The organism is Rhodopila sp. (genome assembly GCF_965276935.1).
Taxonomy (GTDB): domain Bacteria; phylum Pseudomonadota; class Alphaproteobacteria; order Acetobacterales; family Acetobacteraceae; genus Rhodopila.
Window position 1 is genome coordinate 60213 of the sequence record NZ_CBDIBS010000004.1, and the last position, 20363, is coordinate 80575.

Consider the following 20363-nt stretch of genomic DNA (forward strand, 5'->3'; position numbering starts at 1 on the left):
GTGGCCGTCACGCCCGCGAATGACCTGCCAAAGCGTCGGACCGGTGCGCCGACACCTCACCGCACGGTCTTGCGCCCCGCCTGGGCAAGCTGCTTCGAACGGGCGGACTGCTGCTCGAACATCCAGCCGGGATATTCCCTCGGCAACGCACTCACCGCGTCGAGCGCGTCGAGTTCCGCCTCGGTCAGCTCGACATTCGTCGCGGCGATGTTGTCATCGAGCTGGTCGAGACGCTTGGCGCCGATGATGACGCTGCTGACCACCTTCTGGTGCAGCAGCCAGGCGAGCGCGATCTGGGCGACGGATACGCCGCGCTCCCTGGCCATCGGCTGCATGGCATCGATGCAGTCGAAGGCGCGTTGGCGGTCGACCGGCGGGAAATCGAACGTGGCGCGCCGGCCGTCGGCGGCTTTGTCCTGATCGCGGGTGTACTTGCCGCTGAGCAGGCCACCGGCCAGCGGGCTCCAGACCATCAGCCCGACGGTCTCGCTGCGCAGCATGGGGACGATCTCGCGCTCAAGATCGCGGCCGGCGACGGTGTAATAGGCCTGCAGCGTCTCGAACCGCGCCAGGCCCTCGCGTTCGGCAATGCCAAGCGCCTTCATGATCTGCCAGGCCGCCCAGTTGGAGACGCCGACGTAGCGGACATGGCCGTGCTGCACCAGGGTGTCGAGTGCCCGCACGGTTTCCTCGATCGGCGTGGCGGGATCGAAGCCATGGATCTGATAGAGGTCGACGTGGTCGAGCTGAAGGCGCTTCAGGCTGGCCTTGACGGCATCGATGATGTGCGCCCGTGAAGCGCCGCGGGCGTTCGGACCGGGGCCGGTCGGGCCATAGGCCTTGGTGGCGATGACCACGTTCTCACGCGGGATCTTCAGGTTACGCAACGCCTGGCCGGTGATCTGCTCCGACAGGCCCTCCGCATAGACATCGGCCGTATCCATGAAGTTCACCCCAGCATCGATCGCTCGGCCGACCAGGTGCTCCGCTTCGGCCTGGTTCAGGCCACCGATCTGTTTCCACATGCCTTCGGCGGCGCCGAAGGTCATCGTTCCAAGGCAAAGCTCCGAGACAAAAAGGCCAGTCCGGCCGAGTTTGTTGGTGCGCATCGCTGTCGTCTCCTGGTTGTCGCTAGATCTGCCGAGCCTGGGCCGGCCAGGCGGTCACGATGACCTAACGCCGGTGCGGCCGGATGGTATGCCGGCAGGGCTGGAATTTTTGGCGACCCCGATCAGGCTGGCACCTGAGCTATCCCCCGCCGAAGAAAAATAGCGCGTGTCGTGGCTACGATAGTGTCGCGGCAATGACAGTTTTGAGTCGAATGCGGCGATCCTGAATGATCTACGACACGATTGGCCGCTTTAACGCTGCCTTGTCGATCTTGCCCACCGTGGTCTTGGGGATCGCCGCCACCACCGACAGCACCACCGGCACCTTGTAGCGCGCCAGGTTTGTCCGGCAGTGGCCGAGCAGTTCGTCCGTCGGGATGGGGTGGCGCAGGACGACGTGGGCGTGCAGCACCTCGCCGCGGTATGCATCCGGAACGCCGAAGGACGCCGCCTCCTGGACCGCAGGGTGCATCAGCAGCACCTCGTCAACCTCCCGCGGGTAGACGTTGTAGCCGCCGGTGATCACCATGTCCTTGCGGCGATCGAGGATGGCGAGGTGGCCGTCGGTATCGAAGGCGCCGATGTCGCCGGTGTACAGCCAGCCGTCGCGCAACGCCGCCGCAGTCTGCTCCGGCTGGTTCCAATAACCCAGCATGATCTGCGGCCCACGGGCACGTATCTCGCCCGATTCATCCGGCGTCGGCAGGGGAATGCCGGAGCTGACGTCGACCACCTGCACCTCGGTGCCGGGCAGCGGCAGACCAACCCGGCCGGGCTTCAGCGGGGAGTGGAGGGAGTTGTAGGTCAGGATCGGGCCTGCCTCGGTCTGGCCGTAACCTTCGTGGATCGGCACGCCGGTCGTGGCCTGCCAGCGCCGCAGGACGTCGGCCGGCAAGGCCGAGGCGCCAGAGTAGCACGCCCGAAGGTGGCGCAGGTCGGCGCCGGCGAGTCCGTCATAATCGAGCAGCCCGGTGAAGACGGTGGCGCCGGCGGGCAGCACCGTGATGCGCTCCCGGCCCAGTTCGGCAACCACCCAGTCAGGCCGGTAGCGCGGCAGGATGACGATCGCGCCGGCACAGACCAGCGCCTGGTACAGGTTCATCGCCAACGCGAACGAATGGAACAGCGGCATCATGCAGAGGAAGCGGTCGCCGTTTCGTGTCGGCAGCCAGGCCTCGCGCTGCGCGACGTTGGCGGCAATGGCACGGTGCGTCAGCATGACGCCTTTCGGGCGACCGGTGGTCCCGCCGGTGTACTGGATCATTCCCAACGCATCCGGGTCTGGAAGCAACAGCGCCGTTTCGACAGGCCAGCGCGACAGCCACGTAACCGTATCGCCATCCAGGACGACGACGTGGGCGATCGCGGCCTGCTGGGCGAGCCGGCGCACCAGGGACGCGCAGGCCGTATCGCACACGGCTATGAGGGGCCGGCAGTCGGTCAGGATCTGACGCAGTTCCCGCTCGGTATAGGTCGGGTTCATCGGGCAGAAGACGGCGCCCGCCGCCTGGATCGCCAGCGTCGCCACGGCGGCCTCGATCGAATTGCCGCACAGCAGCGCGACCCGAGTGTCGGAAGCCCCCAGCCGGCGCAGGTCCCTGGCGAAGCCGGCGACGGCACGGTGGTAATCACGATATGTCAGCCGCAGCGGGCCGCAGACGACCGCCTCGGCGTCCGGTGCCCGTTCGGCTGCCCGCCGGAGCAGCGAGAGGACGGTCGTGGCATCACGCCATGCGTTGGTCATCGGCGATTGGCGGGTTGACGCAACCGACGCCGCGCCAGGGTGCGGATCTCCCTCAATCATCGGGCCATACGATCGCCCCTTCGGTCAGAACGGCTTTGTCTTGACCGATGCATCGGCCGTGCAGCGAAGGCGGGCGCTTCAGGCCAAGAAACGTTCAAGCAGGACAGGTTCATTCGGTCATCACGGATCGATGGTCTGACGAAACCGGGCAATCTCCGACGGCAGGAGCGAAACCAGCAGCACGGCACTCTCGACCGCGTTTTTAGCCTGCACGTGGTCGAAAGCGTCATAAGCATGGGCGGCGATACCGCGGAACCGGCGGGTCTCGTCGGCGGCCCGGGCCGCCTCCGCTCCCAGGATCGCCGGGCGCGTCCCTAGGGGATGTGCCGCGCGGGCGATCAGGTCGGCGTGCCATCTCGCACCGGTTGGCGCTTCCTCGGCGCAGAGATCAAGGATGCGGAGCCGGGCCGCCTCCAGAGACGTATGGCCGGACTGCATGGCGTGCATGAACGCCATCTCCGTGACATACCGGTCCTCGGTCGCCTGCGCCACCGGCAGCCTTGGAAATATGGCCGCGGCACCGGCGAAATGCCGGACCGCCGCCTGGATCGCCGCATTCACCTCAAACCAGCGGGCATCACTCATGCCACCACCCGCAGGTCCGCTGCGATATGATCGAGGAACGCCGGCTTGCACCAGCCGTGCGGCATCAGGTCCGGTTCCAGTCCGTGTCCCAGCACACCGTCTCGGCGAATCGCCACGCCTCACTCAGCGTCTCGGCTGGAAAGTCGAGCAGCAGATCGCCGTCGCTGTGGTACTTCATCTGCTCCCGCGCGGCTGAACCATAAAGCCAGAAACGACCGCAGTGGTCCCGCGCATAGTCCGCCAGCACCGGCATCAGCGCCGCAACCGCCGCCTGGTGCCGCGCGGCCTCGGCTGTCTTACGCTCCGTCAGGGTGACGATCCGCTGCATCGCGCCATTATCCGCATTTCATGCGGCCAAGCCAAGAATCGGGCGTTTCGCTTGCTCTGCGGCCTGGGTGCCGCTACTCGTGTGCGCCTTGGTGCGACGGATCGTCGCCATACTTGTCAGGAGATTATCATGGCTTACAGGGTCGCGGTTGTCGGCGCCACCGGGGCGGTCGGACGCGAAATTCTGAAGACCCTGGCGGAGCGCAACTTTCCGGTGACGGAAGTGGCCGCCGTCGCATCCGGCCGTTCGACCGGCTCGGAAGTCTCCTTCGGCGAGAAAAAGGTTCTCAAGGTCCGCAACCTGGACACGTTCGACTTCACCGGCTGGGATATCGGGCTGTTCAGCCCAGGCGCCGCCGTGTCCGCCATCCATGCTCCCCGGGCGGCGGCGCAGGGCTGCGTGGTGATCGACAACACCAGCCAGTTTCGCATGGACCCCAACATCCCGCTGGTGGTGCCGGAGGTCAATCCGCAGGATCTGCGCGGCTTCGGCAAGCGCAACATCATCGCCAACCCGAACTGCTCCACCATCCAGATGGTCGTCGCGCTGAAGCCGCTGCATGACGAGTTCAAGATCAGGCGCGTGGTGGTCTCAACCTACCAGTCGGTGTCGGGGGCCGGCAAGGAAGGCATGGACGAGCTGTTCGGCCATACCAAGTCGTCCTTTGTCTACGAACAGAGCCCGCCGCAGCAGTTCACCAAGGAGATCGCCTTCAACTGCATTCCGCATATCGACAAGTTCATGGATGACGGTTCCACCAAGGAAGAGTGGAAGATGGTGATGGAGACGAAGAAAATCCTCGATCCCGCCATCGCCGTGCATGCCACCTGCGTCCGCGTGCCGGTGTTCATCGGCCACGGCGAGGCGGTGACCGTGGAATTCGAAAATCCCGTCACCGCCGGTGAGGCGCGCGCCATCCTGCGTGACGCGCCTGGGGTGGAAGTCGTCGACGTGCGGGAAGACGGCGGCTACATCACCCCGCTGGAAAGCGCCGGAGAGGACGCGGTGTTCGTCAGCCGCATCCGCAAGGATCCGACGGTGCCGCATGGGCTGTCGTTCTGGTGCGTGTCGGACAATCTGCGCAAGGGTGCGGCGCTGAACGCGGTTCAGATCGCCGAGACGATGATCGCGATGAACCTGCTGGCGAAGAAGGCGGCATAATATCCGGCCACGGAGGAGCCGCACCGCTTAAAGACGGGCTTGCTCCGCGTCCGAGGTGTCGCCAGGACCCAAGGGCGAGTGGTGGAAACCTGGCGGATGCTGTCCGCTGGGTCCTCAAGGCGGGGGCGCACATTCGCGGCAGATTGGGAAGCTGGTAAGCTGTTGATTTCGTTGCGTTTATGTGACGTCTGCACTAGAACTCCCGCGGCAACAGGCAATCAATCGAATACCGCCCGCCGCCCCGCACGAAAATGGCGAGGCAGAGCAGGTCCCACAGCAGCGCGTACTCGTAGCCCTGCTTGGTCCAGAAGTACCCGTTCGGCCACAGGATCACGGTGATGATCACGCTCATCTCGACGATGATGGAAAGCGCCGCCAGCCGGGTGAGCAGGCCGACGGCGAGCATCAGCGCACCGAACAGCTCCACGCAGCCAACCGCATAGGCGACCGCCAATGACAGGTCCGGACCAAGCCCGCCGAGCGCCGTCTTGGCCGTGCCGGCCGCGCCGCCGTGGAACAGCTTCACCACGCCATGCGGTACCAGCACCATCCCGGTGCAGAACCGCATGAACGCGTAGCTGAACGGCGCAAGGGCGCGGTAGAGTCCGGCGAGTTGCGGCACAATGAGGCGGTTGGCAACGATGTCGCCATCCATGGGATCGTTCCTTTGACCGTAAGGCTGCCAGAATGACGCACGCTGCCGTTACGGCAAGTGCGCTGCCGAGTGATTGGCGACAACCGCGACAGCCGGCTGGAATGCCGCATCTCGTATCCGCCCGATGACGACCGCCTCGCCGTCCGCAGGCCCCTCGACCAGGTAAATCGCAGGCAGGCGCATCGGCCTTCGGCGGAGCAGTGTTACTTCTTCGGCAGGGCGGCTCCCCGTCTCGGATGCCGATCGACGCAGATGGGCCGGCGGCAACGCGCGCGGCGAACCAATCCACGGCTTTCCCATTCACACCCGCCCATAGCGCCGCGCGGTTGCGCCAGGCAATCCGAAGTGCGATGTCACACAGCTTAAACTTCAATCACGCAAAACCGGATGACAGGGAGGCAACGATGCTACAGAAACTTCACCACGTCGCCTATCGCTGCAAGGACGCGACAGAGACAGTCGACTTCTACACCAACGTGCTCGGCTTGCGGTTCTCGCACGCCATCGCGCAGGATCGCGTGCCGTCGACACAAGCGTGGAACCCACATCTGCACGTCTTCTTCGAGATGGAGGACGCCTCCTGCATTGCTTTCTTCGAGCTGCCGGAACTGCCCGCCATGCAGCCTGATCCCAACACTCCGGACTGGGTGCAGCATCTCGCGCTGGAAGTGAAGGACATCGAGACCATGCAGGAGGGCGTCCGCCGCCTGCATGACCGCGGCATCGAAGTGATCGGCCCGATCGACCACCATTTCTGCCAGTCCGTCTACTTTTTTGACCCAAGCGGCCGCCGCCTGGAGATGACAGTACGCACGCAGACCGAGGCCGATGGCGAGCGCTTCGCGACGCAGGCGAACGCGACACTCGCCGCGTGGCAAGCGCGCAAGGCAGCCGCCGCGCTGCCATGATACGCTGACCGGACCAAGAACGCGCCGCTGCGCATGAGCGATAGCACGTCATCGGCGGCCGGCGTGCGGAGCCAATCGATCTTGCCCGGCGACACGCCCATGACGTCAGCCTTGACCGCCAGGTGCCTTGACGAAAGGTCATGCAAGCGCTGTCGGCGAACGACTTGCTTGCTGCTGCAACGCGATAATCAAAGCACGAAACGCTGTGTGGGAACGAACGGCGGCGGCTCCACGCCGAGTTTCGCCTGAGCATACAAGGTGGCGCTGAACTCCAGGTTGGCGGCGGGGTGATTGCGCATGGCGAGCAGGTCGCGGAAGAACCGCTGCAGCGCGCCAGGCGCTGCCATGGTGCGGCCTCCGCCGAGGCCCATCAACTCGTATATCGCGCCGGAGCAACTGGCATGGGCATACGCCGCTTCATGCAGGCACTGCGCACGATGCTCATACGGAATGGTCTGACCCGCTTCAAGCCGCGACAGAAAATCCGTCCAGGTCGACCGGACCCGCATCCGCGCGGCATCGACATCCGCCAAGGCGCGCGCAAGGGGCCGATGCAGCGCCGGACTCTGCGCCACGGGTGGGCCGCCATAGGCCGGAACGCGGCTGCGGTTCTGCTCGATGAAGGCGCCGATCGCGCCGGCGGCCGCACCGATCGCGGGCGCGGCGATCGTGGTGGCGAACACCAGCCGCCACGGTAGCCGGTAGTAAGGCCGGTCATTGACCGCGAAGCCGGGGTCGGTGCCGTGAAAGACGTCAATGATACGGTGCGTGCGATGCGCGGGGACGAAGGCGCCAGGCACCACGACATCCTTGCTGCCGGTGCCGCCCAGGCCGGCCATGTTCCAACTTTCGTGGTCAATGGTGAAATCCCGGCGCGGCACCAGGAAGCTGCGAAATTCCGCGCCGCTGCCGTCGTCCGGCACCACCGCGCCCAGCAGCACCCAGCCGCAATGATCAACCCCGCTCGAAAAATGCCAGCGGCCCGACAGGCGGAAGCCGTCAGCCTCCCGCCGCACCGATCCGGTGGGGGCGTACGACGATGATGCCCGTGCGTCCGGATCCTCCGCCCAGACCTCCCGCTGCGCTTCATTCGCGAACAACGCGATCTGCCAGGGATGGATGCCGACCACGCTTGCCACCCAACCGGTGGACCCGCAGGCCGAGGCAATCCGGATCATGCCTTCATAAAAGCTTGCCAGATCGAGTTCCAGGCCGCCCCACTGACGCGGCTGCACGGCGCGGAACACGCCCGCATCGGTCAGACCCTGAATGATATCGTCTGGCACCCGGCCAAGCTTCTCGGTGTCGGCCGCACGAGCCCTGATCTCCGGCAGCAGGCTCTCGATACGGGAAAAGAACTCTTTCGGACCGGCTCGCCAGGTCTCCGCTGCTTGAGCCGAGGCTAGTTCCGGCATGACGATCTCCCATTGGGGTTTTTTCCGCCGCCCCTGATTCGCGGCGGGACGTTCTTGTTGGCGGCCGAGGCGCCGATCGGGTCGCGCGCCAGCAAGATCCCCGTTGTCCGACGCCCTCCACCATGTCACGCCGTTCCGCAACGGCGCAGCGGTCGCGACCCTAGGTGACCGGACGCTCCGTCAAGCTGGTTCGGCGACCCTGTTGCCCATCGTCCCTGTCGCCCTCATTGTCCCTGTCGCCCATCGCCGTGGATGATCCATGTCAACCGACATCAACGACGGTTCCGCCGCCGCCTGGTTAGAGCGTGATCGCCTGAGGCTGACCCAGTCAGAAGGTGTGAATCACGCGATCAAACAATGAATTAAAGCGCGATCCGTGGATCAACCTAAACCAATCGCACTTTAAGGCACCGAAACCGCGCCTGCCCGGCGCCGCGGCTGGATCGGGCAATGCATCAGGCGGGCACAGGGCGGGCAAACACAGGCATGTCCGTTCTGTCGGCCAGCGCGGCCTCGCCGTCGACCGGCAGGGTCACGTAGTGGTTCAATGCCGCCTGGATGTCGCCTTCCCAGATCTCGCGCGGCAGTTCGTAGAGCAACTCCACGCTGTAGCCGTTCGGATCACGGATGTACAGGCTGTGGGTCATGCCGTGCTCTACCCGCCGGTCGAACTTCACGTCGCGGCTTTGCAGGTAGGCGAGCTGCCGTAGCCACGCCTCGCGGTTCGGCAAGCTAATGGCGATGTGGCTGATCGCGGTCGGCGCGGCGTCCTCGGCGGCTGGCGGCAGGCTTGGGGTTTCCACCAGGGCGATGTCGTGATGGTTCATGCGCCCACCGCCATGGTCGCCGCTGTAGAAGCGCATGGTCCCGCGCCGCGGCGCCCCGTCAGGCCGCCCTTGCAGTTCGCCGACCTGGGCAAATCCGAGGATCTCGGTCCAGAAGCGATGTGACTCCTCGAGATTTCGGACATTGATCACCAGGTGGTTGAGACCGGAGGGCGCCACTGGTCCGCTGGACGCGGTATCGGACATGATTCGCTCCTGTAAGGTTTTTTATGACTTGACAGGACGGTAGTAGGCGGAACACGCGAAAGTCAAGCGAGTGATCCTGCTGCGGCACCAGCTTGCTGCGACGGTAGCGGCGCGCGCCCCCTCAACCTGACGCCATGGTCGCCAGGTGCGCCTGCAGTTCGGCCAGCGGGCACGGGGAGTCCGGCGGCACCAGGTTGATCCAGTCGGCCACGTCCGGGATCCGGCCCGGATTGCGCAGGATCAACTCAGTCTTCAAGAACGGATAGCCGAAGCGCGTCGCCAGAACGTGCCACAGATGGTGCGTCGGGTTCAGCGGCCAGGCATGCAGCAGTTCGGTTGCCTGGGCCGGTGACAGACGATCCAGGTCCCGCAGCTTGGCGTGCGAGGCGGTCAGCCGAACCCGTTCCCCCGGGTCCGACAGCGCCGCCGCGATCAGCCGGTCGTAACCGAACAGCGCCGCCACCCGATGTCCCCGTCGGCGCATCCAGCGCGCCAGCCGGACCTCCCCCAGTTGCACCAGCAGCCATTTTGAGTGGCTCACATACACGCTCTGGACGAACGCCATCAGGTCGGCCGCCGCCGATCCACCCCGCGCGAGCAGCATGTAGCTTTGCAGATGGGCGCCCCCCTGGACGCTTTCGGTCAGCCCGAACAATCCCGCACCGCCCGTGCGCAGCGCGTCCAGCACCGGACCCAGCGGGTGGATCGGGCCCAGCACGCTGTCGTTGACCAGCATCAGTTCCGTCAGCGAAGGCCAGCGGCGGCGTACTTCCGGTATCAGATCGTGCCAGGCACCAAAATCCCGCCCAAAATTCTCCCGCTGTACAAGCAGCGCGCAAACCTGCCGGACCGCCTGCCAGTCTGCCTCCGGTATCCGCGCCGCCATGGAGATGAAGACGATCGCGAACCCGGACTGACGCAGAAAACCAAGCTGATCCAGGACCATGGCGGACACCCGGCCGGTCGTGGAGTAATGCACGTACAGCGCGATGCTGGTCGCATCGGCCTTTGGCTCGGTGCCGGTCTCGATCCGCGGCGGCGATGTCGGACCACGGCGCAGCGCATGGACCGCGTCGCGCGGCAAGGCGGCAATGAGTTCGCCCGCGACGACGAAGCCTCGGTAGACAAGGCGGGACAGTTTGCCCGACGCCGCATACCCATGGGCGACACGGCGAAGGCCGGACGAGCGCCTGTCGAGTTCTGTCAGGCGAAGCGGCTCGGTCACCAGTGCCGTGCGATCAAGGATATTTGCCGCCCGGATATGGAAGCGGCGCGGATGGCGTCCCGCGGGAGCCTCCGCACCGTGCTCTAGCAGCAATGGCTTAGCGGCGGAAGTCAGCGCCCTTGCGTTCGGCCGTCCGAACCAGGCCTTTCCACTCGTTCAGGCCATATTCATAGGTCGAGCGTACCTTCTTCATCCGCTCGGCCGCCTTGCGCTGGACAAATTCCTCGATGACCACCGGCTCCTCGTCCATCTGACGGGCGATCAGTTCAAGCTCGCAGGCGCGTTCCAGCATGTACAGCCGCATCAAGGCGCCGTGGATGGTCTCGCCCAGGGTCAGCAGGCCGTGGTTGATCAGGACAACGCAGCTTCCGTTGGCGCAGCTTTTGCCCAAGGCTTCACATTCCTCGACGGTCGCGGGCACGCCATAGTCATGATAGACGACATCGTCGATGACGTGCATGGCGTCCTGGCTGATCGGACGCAGGCCGCGGCGCAGCAGCGAAACGCCGGCGCCGGCGCGGGTGTGGGTGTGCAGCACGCAGTTGGCGTCGGGCCGAGCCTTGTAGACGCCGCTGTGAATGATGAAGCCGGCGTTGTTGAATTTGCCGCCTTGGGTCAGGACGTTGCCTGCCATGTCCATCTTGACCAGTGACGACGCGGTGATCTCGTCGAACATCTCGCCGTAGTTGTTGATCAGGAAGTGGTCTGGTTCCCCAGGAACGCGAGCCGACATATGGGTGTTGGTCAGGTCAGTCCAGCCAAGGTCGTTGCAGACATGGTAGAGTGCTGCGAGTTCGCAGCGCGTGTGCCATTCGGCTTCGGACATGCCGGATGTTGCGAGTTGGAGTGCGGCTGACATCAATCTTGTTCCTCTTATGGCGTACTTGACATCTGTATGGTGATCCGGTTGGCGGAGCGGCGCAAGTTTTTCGGCCGGTCCGGCCGACGTTCCTGTGTAACATTGGACAACCCGGTGGGTCACAGCGCACTGGCGACAGCCCATGGCTACCACGACGGAGATGGATCGATGAAGCTTCCCTGGCGAGACCGGCGCGGCAAGTTCCTGCCATTCAAGGCTGTTGTCCTGCTGTCGCTGCTGGTGCCCGGCGTGCTCTACGCATTCTGGCTGCGGACCGATGCGCTGGGCGGCCGGCCGGTGATGGAGGCGATCCACGGCGCCGGCCTGTGGGCGATCCGCCTGCTGATCCTGTCGCTGGCGATCAGCCCGTTTGCCCGAGCGCTGGATTGGCCGGGCCTGCTGCTGGTGCGCCGGATGATCGGGGTCGCGGCGGCGTGCTACGCCGTGGCGCATCTTTCCCTGTACGTCGTCGATCAAAAATTTGTGCTATGGACAGTGGTGTCGGAGATCGCGCTGCGCTTCTACCTGACCATCGGCTTCGTCGCACTGCTGGTCCTGCTCGCCCTGGCGTTCACCTCCAACGATGCGTCGGTGAAGCGGCTTGGCCCGAACTGGAAGCGGCTGCATCGGCTGGCTTATCCGATCGGCGCGGTGGCGCTGCTGCATTACTTCATTCAGTCTAAGGCGAACGTGTCCGAGCCGGTGTTCGTCGCCGGCCTGTTCATCTGGCTAATGCTGTGGCGCACGGTGCCGGAGGCATGGCGGCGGCGGCAGGGATTGGCGTTCGTGGCGGGGTTCTACGGCAGCCTGGCGGTGCTGTCCGGCCTGGCCGCGGCCGGGGTGGAATTCGCCTGGTACGGCCTTGAGACGCGGATCAACCCCTGGCGTGTGCTGGCTGCCGATGAAACGATTGCTTATGGCTTGCGGCCGGCGCACTGGGTCTTCGTCGTGGCTGTCGCGATCATGGCGGTTACCGTGGTGCGGCGGCTGTTGCCGCGCGGCACGCGTCGGGTTCCGCCGGCGCGACAGCGCCAGCAGGTGCCCATCGCCGAGGCGTAGATTGCTTGAGGTGCCCGGTTGCGTGAAGGGCTCGTCGCTTGACCCCATCGGACCCTCGGAGTACCGGCTGATCGCGCACGACCGCACCAGGCGGCACGTTCAAGGCACGTGAAACAAGCCAGCTCTGCAAGGACCTCTGCACCGGTGAATGCCTTCAGCTTCCCGCCTCCGCCGCCCTGCCCTGAAGCCGAGGTGCTGCGCGGAGAAGTCCGCGACTTCCTGAACACTGCCCTGGCCGATCGCCGACCGGTGGAGAAGGCCGAGTTCTGGACCGGCATGGATGCCGCCTTCAGTCGCGCGATGGGCCAGCGCGGCTGGATCGGCATGACCTGGCCGAAGGCGCATGGCGGGCACGGGCGCACCTCGCTGGAGCGCTACGTGGTCCTGGAGGAGATGCTGGCCGCCGGCGCGCCGGTGGCGCTGCACTGGATCGCCGACCGTCAGTCCGGCCCGCTGATCCTGCGCGTCGGCACGGACGAGCAGAAGAAGATCCTGCCGCGGATCGCCGCCGGCGAGGCGTTCTTCTGCATCGGCATGAGCGAGCCCGACGTCGGCTCCGATCTCGCTTCGGTTCGCACCAGGGCGGCGAAGGTGCAGGGCGGCTATCTGGTGAACGGCACCAAGGTGTGGACCAGCTTCGCCCACCTGTCGCACTACATGATCCTGTTCTGCCGCACCGGTTCGGCCGAGGACCGGCCAGGGAACCAGCCAGCGGATCGTCATGGCGGCGTCAGCCAGTTCCTGGTCGATCTGCACAACACGCCGGGTATCACCATCCGCCCGATCATGGCGCTGACCGGTGAGCACCACTTCAACGAAGTCGTCTTTGCGGATGCCTTCCTGCCGGAGGGCGCGCTGCTGGGCCGGGAGGGCGACGGCTGGAACCAGGTGACCAGCGAACTGGCATTCGAGCGCAGCGGACCCGAGCGGTTCCTGTCCTCCTTCACCCTGTTGGTCGAACTGGTGCGCACGCTGGGACCGGAGCCGTCCGATGCCGGAGCAATCGCGATCGGACGTCTGACCGGACATATCATGACGTTGCGGCGGCTGTCGCGTTCGGTTGCCGGCATGCTGCAGAACGGTGAAAATCCGGCCCTGCAGGCGGCGCTGGTGAAGGACCTGGGAGCCATGGTCGAACAGGAGATTCCTGAAATCGCCCGCCAGTTGGTCGATGCGGAACCGGATGCGCGCTCGACGCAGGATTTCGCCGCCGTGCTGGCGCATACGATGATGCACGCGCCGTCGTTCTCCTTGCGCGGCGGCGCGCGGGAGATCCTGCGCGGGATCATCGCCCGCGGGCTGGGGCTTCGCTGATGCTTTGGGGAAACCGGCAATGACCGACAAGGTGCTGTACCAGCAGGATGGCGCGATCGTCACGATCACGCTGAACGATCCGGCGATGCGCAACCCGATTTCCGAACGCGAGACGGTCGACGGGATCGTCGAGGCGATCGAACGGCTGAACCAGGACGGCTCGGTGCGCGTCGCCATCCTGACGGGCGCGGGCAGCGCGTTCAGCTCCGGCGGCGACCTGCGCAAGATGCAGCAGGAACTCGACCGGCGGGCGGAGAAGCCGGCGCTGACGCCGCGCTACTACAAGTTCGGCATCCAGCGCATTCCGCTGGCGTTCGAGAAGCTGGACGTGCCGATCATCGCCGCGGTGAACGGGCCGGCGATCGGCGCCGGACTGGACCTCGCCTGCATGTGCGACATGCGGATTGCCTCGGACAGTGCCCGTTTCGCCGAAAGCTTCGTCAAGGTCGGCATCGTGCCGGGCGACGGTGGCGCGTGGCTGCTGCCTCGGGTCGTCGGTTACTCGAAAGCCTGCGAGATGGCGTTCACCGGCGACATGCTGAATGCGCAGGAGGCGCTGGCGTGTGGGCTGGTGTCGCGAGTCGTGCCGGACACCGAGCTGCTGGACGCGGCGAAAGCCCTGGCGGCGCGCATCGCGGTAAACCCGCCGCACGCGGTGCGGATGGCCAAGCGGCTGCTGATCGAGGGGCGGCACAGCCGGCTGGACACGCTGCTGGAACTGTCTGCCAGCCTGCAGGCGCTGACGCATGCCACGGGGGATCACCGGGAGGCGGTCAGCGCCTTCCTGGAAAAGCGGCGACCGGACTTCAAGGGTGACTGATCGTCGGCATTGTTCAGGTGAGCCTGTCTGCATGGTAGGCTGAGCTACTGCGGAGGGGTGGCGTGGTGTCTGACCCACCGTTGAGGTCCTGGACCGTTGACAAATTCTTCGATTGGCAAACGCGCCAGACGATGCCAAGGCAAATCCGGCGGCCGGATGCGGGCGTTGACTGCGGACGACGAAACCCGAGTGGGCTAAAGGCTGTTCTGCCGCGCATGGTTGCCGAGGTTCTTTCGCCAACCACACGCGATTTCGATACATTCGAGAAATTGTCGGAATACAAGCAGATCGACAGCCTGGACTACATCATGGTCATCGAGCCGAACGCACCTGCGTTGGTCGTCTGGTCACGGGCGGAGGATCGGAGCTGGGATCGTCGTGTCATGGAAGGACTTGGCCACGCGGTGGACATGGCTGCAATCGGGGTCACGCTGCCCCTCGCAGAAATCTACGATGGCGTTGAGTTTCCAGCACGGCCTCGGCTTATCACATTATCCTTTCGAGGTGGAGCCGACCCAAATACCGACAGGCCACCGTCATTCATAATGCGTTCCACGGATTTATGACGGTAAGACCACAGCCCTCAAACCCGCTGATGTCACGAGTAGCGACAGCGGCCCCGGCAACCAGTGCGGTTGCTGCAATAAGGGCGTCGAAGGCTTCAATGGGCATGCCAGCAAGTCGGCGGCTGACGACAATATGAGCGTAATGAGATGCTGCCGCATCATCGAATGGCAGGACACGATTGGCGAGATCTTCGTCGAACATCGCAGCGGCTGCTTCAGCAAGTGCGATGCGCCGCCTGCCCTTGGGCAGCGCGGCGATACCATGAAGGATTTCCGCCCGGTTAATGCTCGTGGCGTAGAGCGTCGCGCGTGGCTGTGCGGCAGCCCAGGCCAATACCTGCGGATTTGGCTGCGAGCGCATCAGTTCCGAGATGACGTTGGTGTCGAGTACGATCAGTAATCGAACACAGGCGGATTGCGTACGGGCACCCGCGGATGGGCCTCAAGATTATCAACTCCACCAAACGGCGCGAAGCGGCGGCGAATGGCTTCCGCTAGATTGACCTCGTGGTGAGGTTTTGTGTTAACGGCGTCGGTTATGATGGCGCGCAGCTCGGCTTCCATGGAGCGGCCGTTGCGGGCGGCCTGCACGCGCAGTTGGTCTTTCACAGCGGCATTAATGTTTCGGATAGTAAGCGTGGCCATTTGAGTCTTGTGCGCTAGAGCGTAATCACCTGAGGCTGACCCAGTCAGAAGGCGTGAATCACGCGATCAAACAATAAGTTAAAGCGCGATTCGCGATTCGTTGGTCAACCTAAACCAATCGCGCTTTAATGTGCCTATCTTATAGGCAACGCTGTCAATGCTGTCAATGATCGCATCAAGCGCGGACGGCACGAAGCCAAAGTTTGGCCTGCATGTCAGCGTTCGGGGCTAAAAGATCGCTGGTGGCAGGCTAACTCTGCAGCAGTGACCGGTGGTCACGGCCGCCGAGGTAATTGAACCACGAATGAAGCGGCACGATCGCCAACAGCCCTAGTCCGGCTTCACGCCCCTCGCGGCACCATCCACCTCCAACAGCATCTCCCCGCTCGCCTCCCCAACATCGTGCAGGCCGAGCAGGGCGATGTCGGTGTCGATCTCCTTGGTGAGAAGGTCGATGGCATGGCTGACGCCCGCCTCGCCGGCGAGGATCGCGGCGAACAGGAAGGGGCGGCCGATGAAGACGAAGTCCGCCCCCAGCGCCAGCGCCTTCAGCACGTCGGTGCCGCGACGAAAGCCGCTGTCGATCATGATCGTCATGCCGCCCTTCTCGGCCATGATGCCGGGCAGCACCTGCAGCGGCGACACGGCCTCATCGAGCTGCCGGCCGCCGTGGTTGGAGACGACGATGCCGTCCACGCCGCACTCCCGCGCGATCCGGGCGTCCTGCGGCGACAGGATGCCCTTGACCACGAACGGCCCTTTCCACAGCCGGCGGATCAGCCGCACGTGGTCCCACGACAGCGATGAGTGGCTGGCGATCGAGGCAACGGCGCGGGAGAACAGGTTGGGGCCGCCCTCCGGCTCCAGATTCTCGATCCGCGGAAGGCCGCGCCGAAACCACGTCCGCGCCGCGGTGCCGACCAGCCAGCGCGGATGCGTCGCGGCGTCCCAGCTCAGGCGCGGCGTCGGCCAGAGCGGCATGCTATAGCCGGCGCGGTGGTCATTCTCGCGGTTGGACCCGACCGGCACATCCGCGGTCAGCACGAACGTCGAGAAGCCGGCCTGGGCGACGCGATCGACCATTCCCTCGATCGCCTTGCTGGTCGGCGACTGATAGGCGGCGAACCAGGCGCCGGGATACTGCTGCGCCACCTCCTCCATCGGGATGATCGAGTTGGCGCTGAGGATGAACGGAATACGCGCTTTCGCCGCGGCACGGGCCATGACGTTGTCGGCGTCGTACGCCACCACGGCGCTGGCCCCCATCGGCGCGATGCCGAAGGGCGAGGCGTAGGTGCGTCCAAACAGGGTTGTCGCCTGGCTGCGGTGCTCGACATCCGTCAGCACCCTGGTCACCAGCCGCCAGTCCTTGAACGCCTCGCAGTTTCCCTGGAGCGTCACGCCGTCTTCCGATCCGTTCGCGACATAGCCGTAGGCGGCGCGTGGCAGCATGCCGCGGACGGCTGGCTGGAAGTCGTTCAAATTGAGCATGCTCCGCAGCTTGCGTTCCTGCCCGATCAGGCCCCACGCACGCGCCCGTCGCGCATGGACAACCAGGGCACCGGCCGATTCGGCAGTTGCAGACATGGAACTCTCCCGCAGGTCGACGAAAGGTGGATAGTCGCATGGCTGCAAGCGTATCGGACCTGGCCGCGTTCAAGGCAGCGTGCTCAAGATCGCGTGGGCATCAGCCGGCGCCCAATACCGATGGCGCGGGATGGCGTTGGCTTCGATGGAGAGTGACATATGCCCAATCCTTACCGGCCCAATTCCAAGCCCCCAGGGCGGGACTGGCAGGACCGTTCGTCCGTGCGGATGCCCGATCCGAATATCGTCGCGGTCGACCCGCGCTTCCGCCAGTACATGATCCCGAACGCGCAGATCGAACGCATCCATACCGGCGCGCGCTGGTCCGAAGGACCGGTCTGGTTCGGTGACATGCGCTGCCTGATCTGGAGCGACATTCCGGACGACCGGATGCTGCGCTGGGACGCGCAGACCGGCCGCACCAGCGTGTTCCGTCAGGCGGCCGGCTTTCCCAACGGCAACACGCGTGACCGCGAGGGGCGACTGATCACCTGCGAGCAGGACAACCGCCGGGTGACCCGCACCGAGCATGACGGGCGAGTCGTCGTGCTGATCGACCAGTTCGACGGCAAGCGCCTGAATTCGCCGAACGATGTCGTGGTCCGCTCCGATGGCAGCATCTGGTTCTCCGATCCCGGCTACGGCATCAGCAACGCCTATGAAGGTCATGCGACGGAGTTTAAATTGCCGCGCTGCGTCTACCGGATCGATGTGAAAAGCGGCCCGGCGAAGGTCGTCAACGATGCGTTCGCGCGCCCGAACGGGCTGTGTTTCTCACCGGATGAAAAGCTGCTGTACATCAGCGACACCGCGGTCGGCGACGATCCGGCGAACCCCGCCACCATCACGGTCGTTCAGGTCGATGAGGCGGGCAGACTGTCCAACCCCAGGGTGGTCCACGACTTCAAGGACCACAAACCCGGCTTCGGCGACGGCATGCGGATCGACCGGGACGGCAACCTGTGGGTCGCCACCGGCTGGGCCGGCGAAGGCTTCGACGGCGTGCACGTCTTCGCGCCGGACGGCGTGCTGATCGGACAGATCCTGCTGCCGGAGGTCTGCGGCAATCTGTGTTTTGGCGGCGACAAGCTGTCGCGCCTGTTCATGGCCGCCAGCACCTCGCTTTACGTCGTCACCCTCCACGCACAGGGCATTTCGCCCTGCTGAGGTAGATGTCTATCGCTGCTCGCCGACGAAGCCGCTGGTCAGTGCGTTCAGCCGGTCCAGCGCGGCCCGCGGCAGGGGACCTTTCAGCACCGCCGCCAGGCTGCCCTCGAACTCCTGCACCGTCGCCATGCCGACCAGGATGGTGCCCATCGCCTTGTGGGTGATGGCGAAACGGATCGCCGCCTCGGCCAGGCTGGCGGCGAAGCCCTCGGTCACCAACGGCATCAGGCGGCGGGCGCGGTCGAGATCAGATGAGTAGCTGTAGGCCGATCCGATCGGGGCGGGTGGAGGGCTGGCGGTGGGATGGCGTTCAGCCGAACCGCTCAAGGCGCCGGCGGCCAGGACGCGGATGCCGACCACCCCGACACCGGCTTTTTGCGTGTGATCGAACAGGTGGCCATAGTCCTGTGCCGGATAGCCCGGCGGCAGCGGAGTCGCCGCGGAGGGGTTCAGCATGTTGTAGCTGACCTGAGCGCTGTCGAAGGCACCGGAATCAACGACCTGGTGCAGCGCCGCGGTGTCGCCGATCGCGGTGATGCCCAGGAAGCGGGTCTTGCCGGCCTGGCGCAGCGCCTGGAAGGCCGGCACCACCTGATCCAGCACCTGCGCCACGCTCAGGCTTTCGCCGCCGCCGTTCACCGTGATCTCGTTGTGCAGATGGAAGATGTCGACATGGTCCATCGCCAGGCGGCGCAGGCTGCCATCCAGCGATTCGGTCACCACGGCGGCGATACGGCTGACATCGGTGGACGAAATGCGAACCTTGGTGCCGACCTGGGCCCCGTCCGGCCTGAACCCACGCAGCACCCGCCCCAGGTTCGTTTCGGATGCGCCATTGCCATATTGCACGGCGGTATCGAAATAGTTGATGCCGGCGTCGAGCGCCTTGCCGACGGCGCGATCCTGGTCCGCCGCCGAACCCCGCACCATCAGGCCGCCCACCGCGCCGCAGCCAAACCCCAGCACCGACAGTCGCAGGCCGGTGCGTCCGAACATGCGCATTTCCATCGTCTCGTTCCTTCCCTACTGATACAGGCCGCCCTACTGATACAGACCGGCGGAGCGGCCCTTCAGCTTGCACAGCGCAACCAGCAATTCCAACGTCGGCACTTCAACGCCGGCCAGATGCGCCAGTGCCAGCGGAGCATCGAACATCCCATCAATTTCCATCAACCGCCCCACTTCCAGATCCTGCAGGATGCTCGGCTTATGATCCATCGCGCGGTGGTTGGCGATGCGCGCTTCGTGGTTGGTGGTGGGGTCGGCGCCGAGCGCACGGGCGATGGCGGTGGCTTCATGCATCATGCGCAGGGCGGCCTGTTGCGCCGCCGGTTCAGCATAGATCGATTTCGGCGCGCTGCCGGTCAGCACCGCCAGGGTGCCGCCCGCCAGGTTGCTGATCAGCTTGTTCCAGATCTCGGTGCGGATCGTGGCCGTCGCCTCGCCGCTGATGCCGCCGTCGGTGATCAGGCCGGCCAGCGTCCGCACCCGATCGGACAGACCGCCGTCAGGCTCGCCCAGGATGAAGCGGCTCTTCGGCTGCTCGACATGCACCACGCCGGGCTTGGTCACCGAACTTGCGGAGTACACCACGCCGCCGATCGCCCTGCCCGGCCCCAGCGCGCGGCGCAGCCGGTCATCCGGATCGATCCGCGGCAGCGAGCGGCCCTGCAGCGGCCCCGGCAGATGGTCGAAATACCACCACGGGATGCCGTTCATCACGAAGGCCACCGGCGTATCGGCCGCCAGCAGCGGACCGATGGCGGCAGCGACCGAGGGCAGCGCCGGCGCCTTCACCGTGACGAACACCGCATCCTGAGGCCCTAGCTCCGCCGGCTCGGATGAAGCCCGGACCGCCGCGCGATGCGTGCCGTCCGCCGCATGCACCACCAGCCCGTGGGCCTGGATCGCTGCCAGATGCGCGCCTCGCGCGACGACGGATACCGACGCGCCCGCCCGGTGCAGGCGCGCCGCCAGATGGCCGCCGATCGCGCCGGCGCCGTAGATGCAGATCTTCATCGCCGTGTCCCTGTTGCGTCGGTTCATCCGACGATACCAACCGCATCAGGGTCAAGTCTGGCCTGAACCGGCGACATGGCCTAGAACGGCGCGATCCGATCAACCT

The 20363-nt window shown here is 65.4% G+C and carries 21 protein-coding genes; 7 read left to right on the plus strand and 14 right to left on the minus strand.

The genetic code is table 11. The annotated features are described in order from the left end of the window. Nucleotides 1–56 precede the first annotated feature (56 nt). From ACQY4S_RS16640 to ACQY4S_RS16655, 4 genes are all read right to left on the minus strand, one after another. Nucleotides 57–1109: an aldo/keto reductase gene (locus ACQY4S_RS16640; RefSeq protein WP_428486352.1), complete on the minus strand. Its 1053-nt coding sequence runs from the start codon at nt 1107–1109 to the stop codon at nt 57–59. Between the two features lie 232 nt (nt 1110–1341). Continuing rightward, nucleotides 1342–2853, minus strand: a complete 1512-nt coding sequence (locus ACQY4S_RS16645) for an AMP-binding protein (RefSeq protein WP_428486353.1) — start codon at nt 2851–2853, stop codon at nt 1342–1344. 180 nt (nt 2854–3033) lie between these two features. Continuing rightward, nucleotides 3034–3498 (minus strand): hypothetical protein, encoded by a 465-nt coding sequence (locus tag ACQY4S_RS16650; RefSeq protein WP_428486354.1) that lies wholly within the window; start codon nt 3496–3498, stop codon nt 3034–3036. Between the two features lie 64 nt (nt 3499–3562). Then, complete coding sequence (locus tag ACQY4S_RS16655) at nt 3563–3826, minus strand: hypothetical protein (protein WP_428486355.1); 264 nt, start codon at nt 3824–3826, stop codon at nt 3563–3565. A gap of 129 nt (nt 3827–3955) precedes the next feature. Here ACQY4S_RS16655 and ACQY4S_RS16660 point away from each other — a divergent pair, with 129 nt between their 5' ends. After that, entirely contained in the window at nt 3956–4987 is a 1032-nt protein-coding gene (locus ACQY4S_RS16660) for an aspartate-semialdehyde dehydrogenase (protein WP_428486356.1), read from the plus strand. A 193-nt stretch (nt 4988–5180) separates the two neighbouring features. Here ACQY4S_RS16660 and ACQY4S_RS16665 read toward each other — a convergent pair whose 3' ends face one another. Continuing rightward, nucleotides 5181–5642, minus strand: a complete 462-nt coding sequence (locus ACQY4S_RS16665) for a DoxX family protein (protein ID WP_428486357.1) — start codon at nt 5640–5642, stop codon at nt 5181–5183. A 404-nt stretch (nt 5643–6046) separates the two neighbouring features. On the opposite strand from ACQY4S_RS16665, the gene ACQY4S_RS16670 reads away from it, so the two are divergent. Further along, nucleotides 6047–6550, plus strand: coding sequence for a VOC family protein (locus ACQY4S_RS16670; RefSeq protein WP_428486358.1), 504 nt, complete (start codon nt 6047–6049; stop codon nt 6548–6550). A gap of 188 nt (nt 6551–6738) precedes the next feature. Here ACQY4S_RS16670 and ACQY4S_RS16675 read toward each other — a convergent pair whose 3' ends face one another. From ACQY4S_RS16675 to ACQY4S_RS16690, 4 genes are all read right to left on the minus strand, one after another. Further along, nucleotides 6739–7965 carry an acyl-CoA dehydrogenase family protein gene (locus ACQY4S_RS16675; RefSeq protein ID WP_428486359.1) on the minus strand — a complete coding sequence of 409 codons (1227 nt, stop codon included), beginning with the start codon at nt 7963–7965 and terminating at the stop codon, nt 6739–6741. Nucleotides 7966–8420: 455 nt separating this feature from the next. Then, nucleotides 8421–8996 (minus strand): VOC family protein, encoded by a 576-nt coding sequence (locus ACQY4S_RS16680; protein ID WP_428486360.1) that lies wholly within the window; start codon nt 8994–8996, stop codon nt 8421–8423. Between the two features lie 121 nt (nt 8997–9117). Next, on the minus strand, nt 9118–10221 hold the full coding sequence (locus ACQY4S_RS16685; RefSeq protein WP_428486361.1) for a rhamnan synthesis F family protein: 1104 nt from the start codon (nt 10219–10221) through the stop codon (nt 9118–9120). Nucleotides 10222–10318: 97 nt separating this feature from the next. Next, the gene (locus ACQY4S_RS16690; protein WP_428486362.1) at nt 10319–11080 is read right to left on the minus strand and encodes a class II aldolase/adducin family protein; all 762 of its coding nucleotides are present in this window, start codon (nt 11078–11080) and stop codon (nt 10319–10321) included. A 168-nt stretch (nt 11081–11248) separates the two neighbouring features. Between ACQY4S_RS16690 and ACQY4S_RS16695 the strand changes: the two genes are divergently transcribed. The 4 genes from ACQY4S_RS16695 to ACQY4S_RS16710 all read left to right on the plus strand — a co-directional run bounded on the left by ACQY4S_RS16695 (nt 11249) and on the right by ACQY4S_RS16710 (nt 14839). Next, nucleotides 11249–12139 carry a sulfite oxidase heme-binding subunit YedZ gene (locus tag ACQY4S_RS16695; protein WP_428486363.1) on the plus strand — a complete coding sequence of 297 codons (891 nt, stop codon included), beginning with the start codon at nt 11249–11251 and terminating at the stop codon, nt 12137–12139. A 144-nt stretch (nt 12140–12283) separates the two neighbouring features. Beyond that, nucleotides 12284–13453 (plus strand): acyl-CoA dehydrogenase family protein, encoded by a 1170-nt coding sequence (locus tag ACQY4S_RS16700; protein ID WP_428486364.1) that lies wholly within the window; start codon nt 12284–12286, stop codon nt 13451–13453. A 19-nt stretch (nt 13454–13472) separates the two neighbouring features. Further along, nucleotides 13473–14273 carry a crotonase/enoyl-CoA hydratase family protein gene (locus tag ACQY4S_RS16705; protein ID WP_428486365.1) on the plus strand — a complete coding sequence of 267 codons (801 nt, stop codon included), beginning with the start codon at nt 13473–13475 and terminating at the stop codon, nt 14271–14273. A gap of 65 nt (nt 14274–14338) precedes the next feature. Then, nucleotides 14339–14839 carry a Uma2 family endonuclease gene (locus ACQY4S_RS16710; protein WP_428486366.1) on the plus strand — a complete coding sequence of 167 codons (501 nt, stop codon included), beginning with the start codon at nt 14339–14341 and terminating at the stop codon, nt 14837–14839. Here ACQY4S_RS16710 and ACQY4S_RS16715 read toward each other — a convergent pair. From ACQY4S_RS16715 to ACQY4S_RS16725, 3 genes are all read right to left on the minus strand, one after another. Then, the gene (locus ACQY4S_RS16715) at nt 14814–15236 is read right to left on the minus strand and encodes a type II toxin-antitoxin system VapC family toxin (protein ID WP_428488437.1); all 423 of its coding nucleotides are present in this window, start codon (nt 15234–15236) and stop codon (nt 14814–14816) included. The genes ACQY4S_RS16710 and ACQY4S_RS16715 overlap by 26 nt on opposite strands. Continuing rightward, nucleotides 15233–15484, minus strand: coding sequence for a FitA-like ribbon-helix-helix domain-containing protein (locus ACQY4S_RS16720; RefSeq protein WP_428486367.1), 252 nt, complete (start codon nt 15482–15484; stop codon nt 15233–15235). Before ACQY4S_RS16720 ends, ACQY4S_RS16715 begins: the two co-directional genes overlap by 4 nt. 330 nt (nt 15485–15814) lie before the next feature. Continuing rightward, nucleotides 15815–17071 carry an alpha-hydroxy acid oxidase gene (locus ACQY4S_RS16725; RefSeq protein ID WP_428486368.1) on the minus strand — a complete coding sequence of 419 codons (1257 nt, stop codon included), beginning with the start codon at nt 17069–17071 and terminating at the stop codon, nt 15815–15817. A gap of 159 nt (nt 17072–17230) precedes the next feature. Between ACQY4S_RS16725 and ACQY4S_RS16730 the strand changes: the two genes are divergently transcribed. Next, on the plus strand, nt 17231–18238 hold the full coding sequence (locus ACQY4S_RS16730; RefSeq protein WP_428486369.1) for an SMP-30/gluconolactonase/LRE family protein: 1008 nt from the start codon (nt 17231–17233) through the stop codon (nt 18236–18238). A 9-nt stretch (nt 18239–18247) separates the two neighbouring features. Here the strand turns inward: ACQY4S_RS16730 and ACQY4S_RS16735 are convergent, their stop codons facing one another. Continuing rightward, nucleotides 18248–19234 carry an aldo/keto reductase gene (locus ACQY4S_RS16735; protein ID WP_428486370.1) on the minus strand — a complete coding sequence of 329 codons (987 nt, stop codon included), beginning with the start codon at nt 19232–19234 and terminating at the stop codon, nt 18248–18250. Nucleotides 19235–19279: 45 nt separating this feature from the next. Next, nucleotides 19280–20284: a ketopantoate reductase family protein gene (locus ACQY4S_RS16740; protein ID WP_428486371.1), complete on the minus strand. Its 1005-nt coding sequence runs from the start codon at nt 20282–20284 to the stop codon at nt 19280–19282. Nucleotides 20285–20363: the final 79 nt, after the last annotated feature.

Coding starts and splice junctions, on each gene's coding strand:
- ACQY4S_RS16640 (WP_428486352.1), bottom strand. CDS start 1,109: ATGCGCACCAACAAACTCGGCCGGACTGGCCTTTTTGTCTCGGAGCTT.
- ACQY4S_RS16645 (WP_428486353.1), bottom strand. CDS start 2,853: ATGACCAACGCATGGCGTGATGCCACGACCGTCCTCTCGCTGCTCCGG.
- ACQY4S_RS16650 (WP_428486354.1), bottom strand. CDS start 3,498: ATGAGTGATGCCCGCTGGTTTGAGGTGAATGCGGCGATCCAGGCGGCG.
- ACQY4S_RS16655 (WP_428486355.1), bottom strand. CDS start 3,826: ATGCAGCGGATCGTCACCCTGACGGAGCGTAAGACAGCCGAGGCCGCG.
- ACQY4S_RS16660 (WP_428486356.1), top strand. CDS start 3,956: ATGGCTTACAGGGTCGCGGTTGTCGGCGCCACCGGGGCGGTCGGACGC.
- ACQY4S_RS16665 (WP_428486357.1), bottom strand. CDS start 5,642: ATGGATGGCGACATCGTTGCCAACCGCCTCATTGTGCCGCAACTCGCC.
- ACQY4S_RS16670 (WP_428486358.1), top strand. CDS start 6,047: ATGCTACAGAAACTTCACCACGTCGCCTATCGCTGCAAGGACGCGACA.
- ACQY4S_RS16675 (WP_428486359.1), bottom strand. CDS start 7,965: ATGCCGGAACTAGCCTCGGCTCAAGCAGCGGAGACCTGGCGAGCCGGT.
- ACQY4S_RS16680 (WP_428486360.1), bottom strand. CDS start 8,996: ATGTCCGATACCGCGTCCAGCGGACCAGTGGCGCCCTCCGGTCTCAAC.
- ACQY4S_RS16690 (WP_428486362.1), bottom strand. CDS start 11,080: ATGTCAGCCGCACTCCAACTCGCAACATCCGGCATGTCCGAAGCCGAA.
- ACQY4S_RS16695 (WP_428486363.1), top strand. CDS start 11,249: ATGAAGCTTCCCTGGCGAGACCGGCGCGGCAAGTTCCTGCCATTCAAG.
- ACQY4S_RS16705 (WP_428486365.1), top strand. CDS start 13,473: ATGACCGACAAGGTGCTGTACCAGCAGGATGGCGCGATCGTCACGATC.
- ACQY4S_RS16720 (WP_428486367.1), bottom strand. CDS start 15,484: ATGGCCACGCTTACTATCCGAAACATTAATGCCGCTGTGAAAGACCAA.
- ACQY4S_RS16725 (WP_428486368.1), bottom strand. CDS start 17,071: ATGTCTGCAACTGCCGAATCGGCCGGTGCCCTGGTTGTCCATGCGCGA.
- ACQY4S_RS16730 (WP_428486369.1), top strand. CDS start 17,231: ATGCCCAATCCTTACCGGCCCAATTCCAAGCCCCCAGGGCGGGACTGG.
- ACQY4S_RS16735 (WP_428486370.1), bottom strand. CDS start 19,234: ATGTTCGGACGCACCGGCCTGCGACTGTCGGTGCTGGGGTTTGGCTGC.
- ACQY4S_RS16740 (WP_428486371.1), bottom strand. CDS start 20,284: ATGAACCGACGCAACAGGGACACGGCGATGAAGATCTGCATCTACGGC.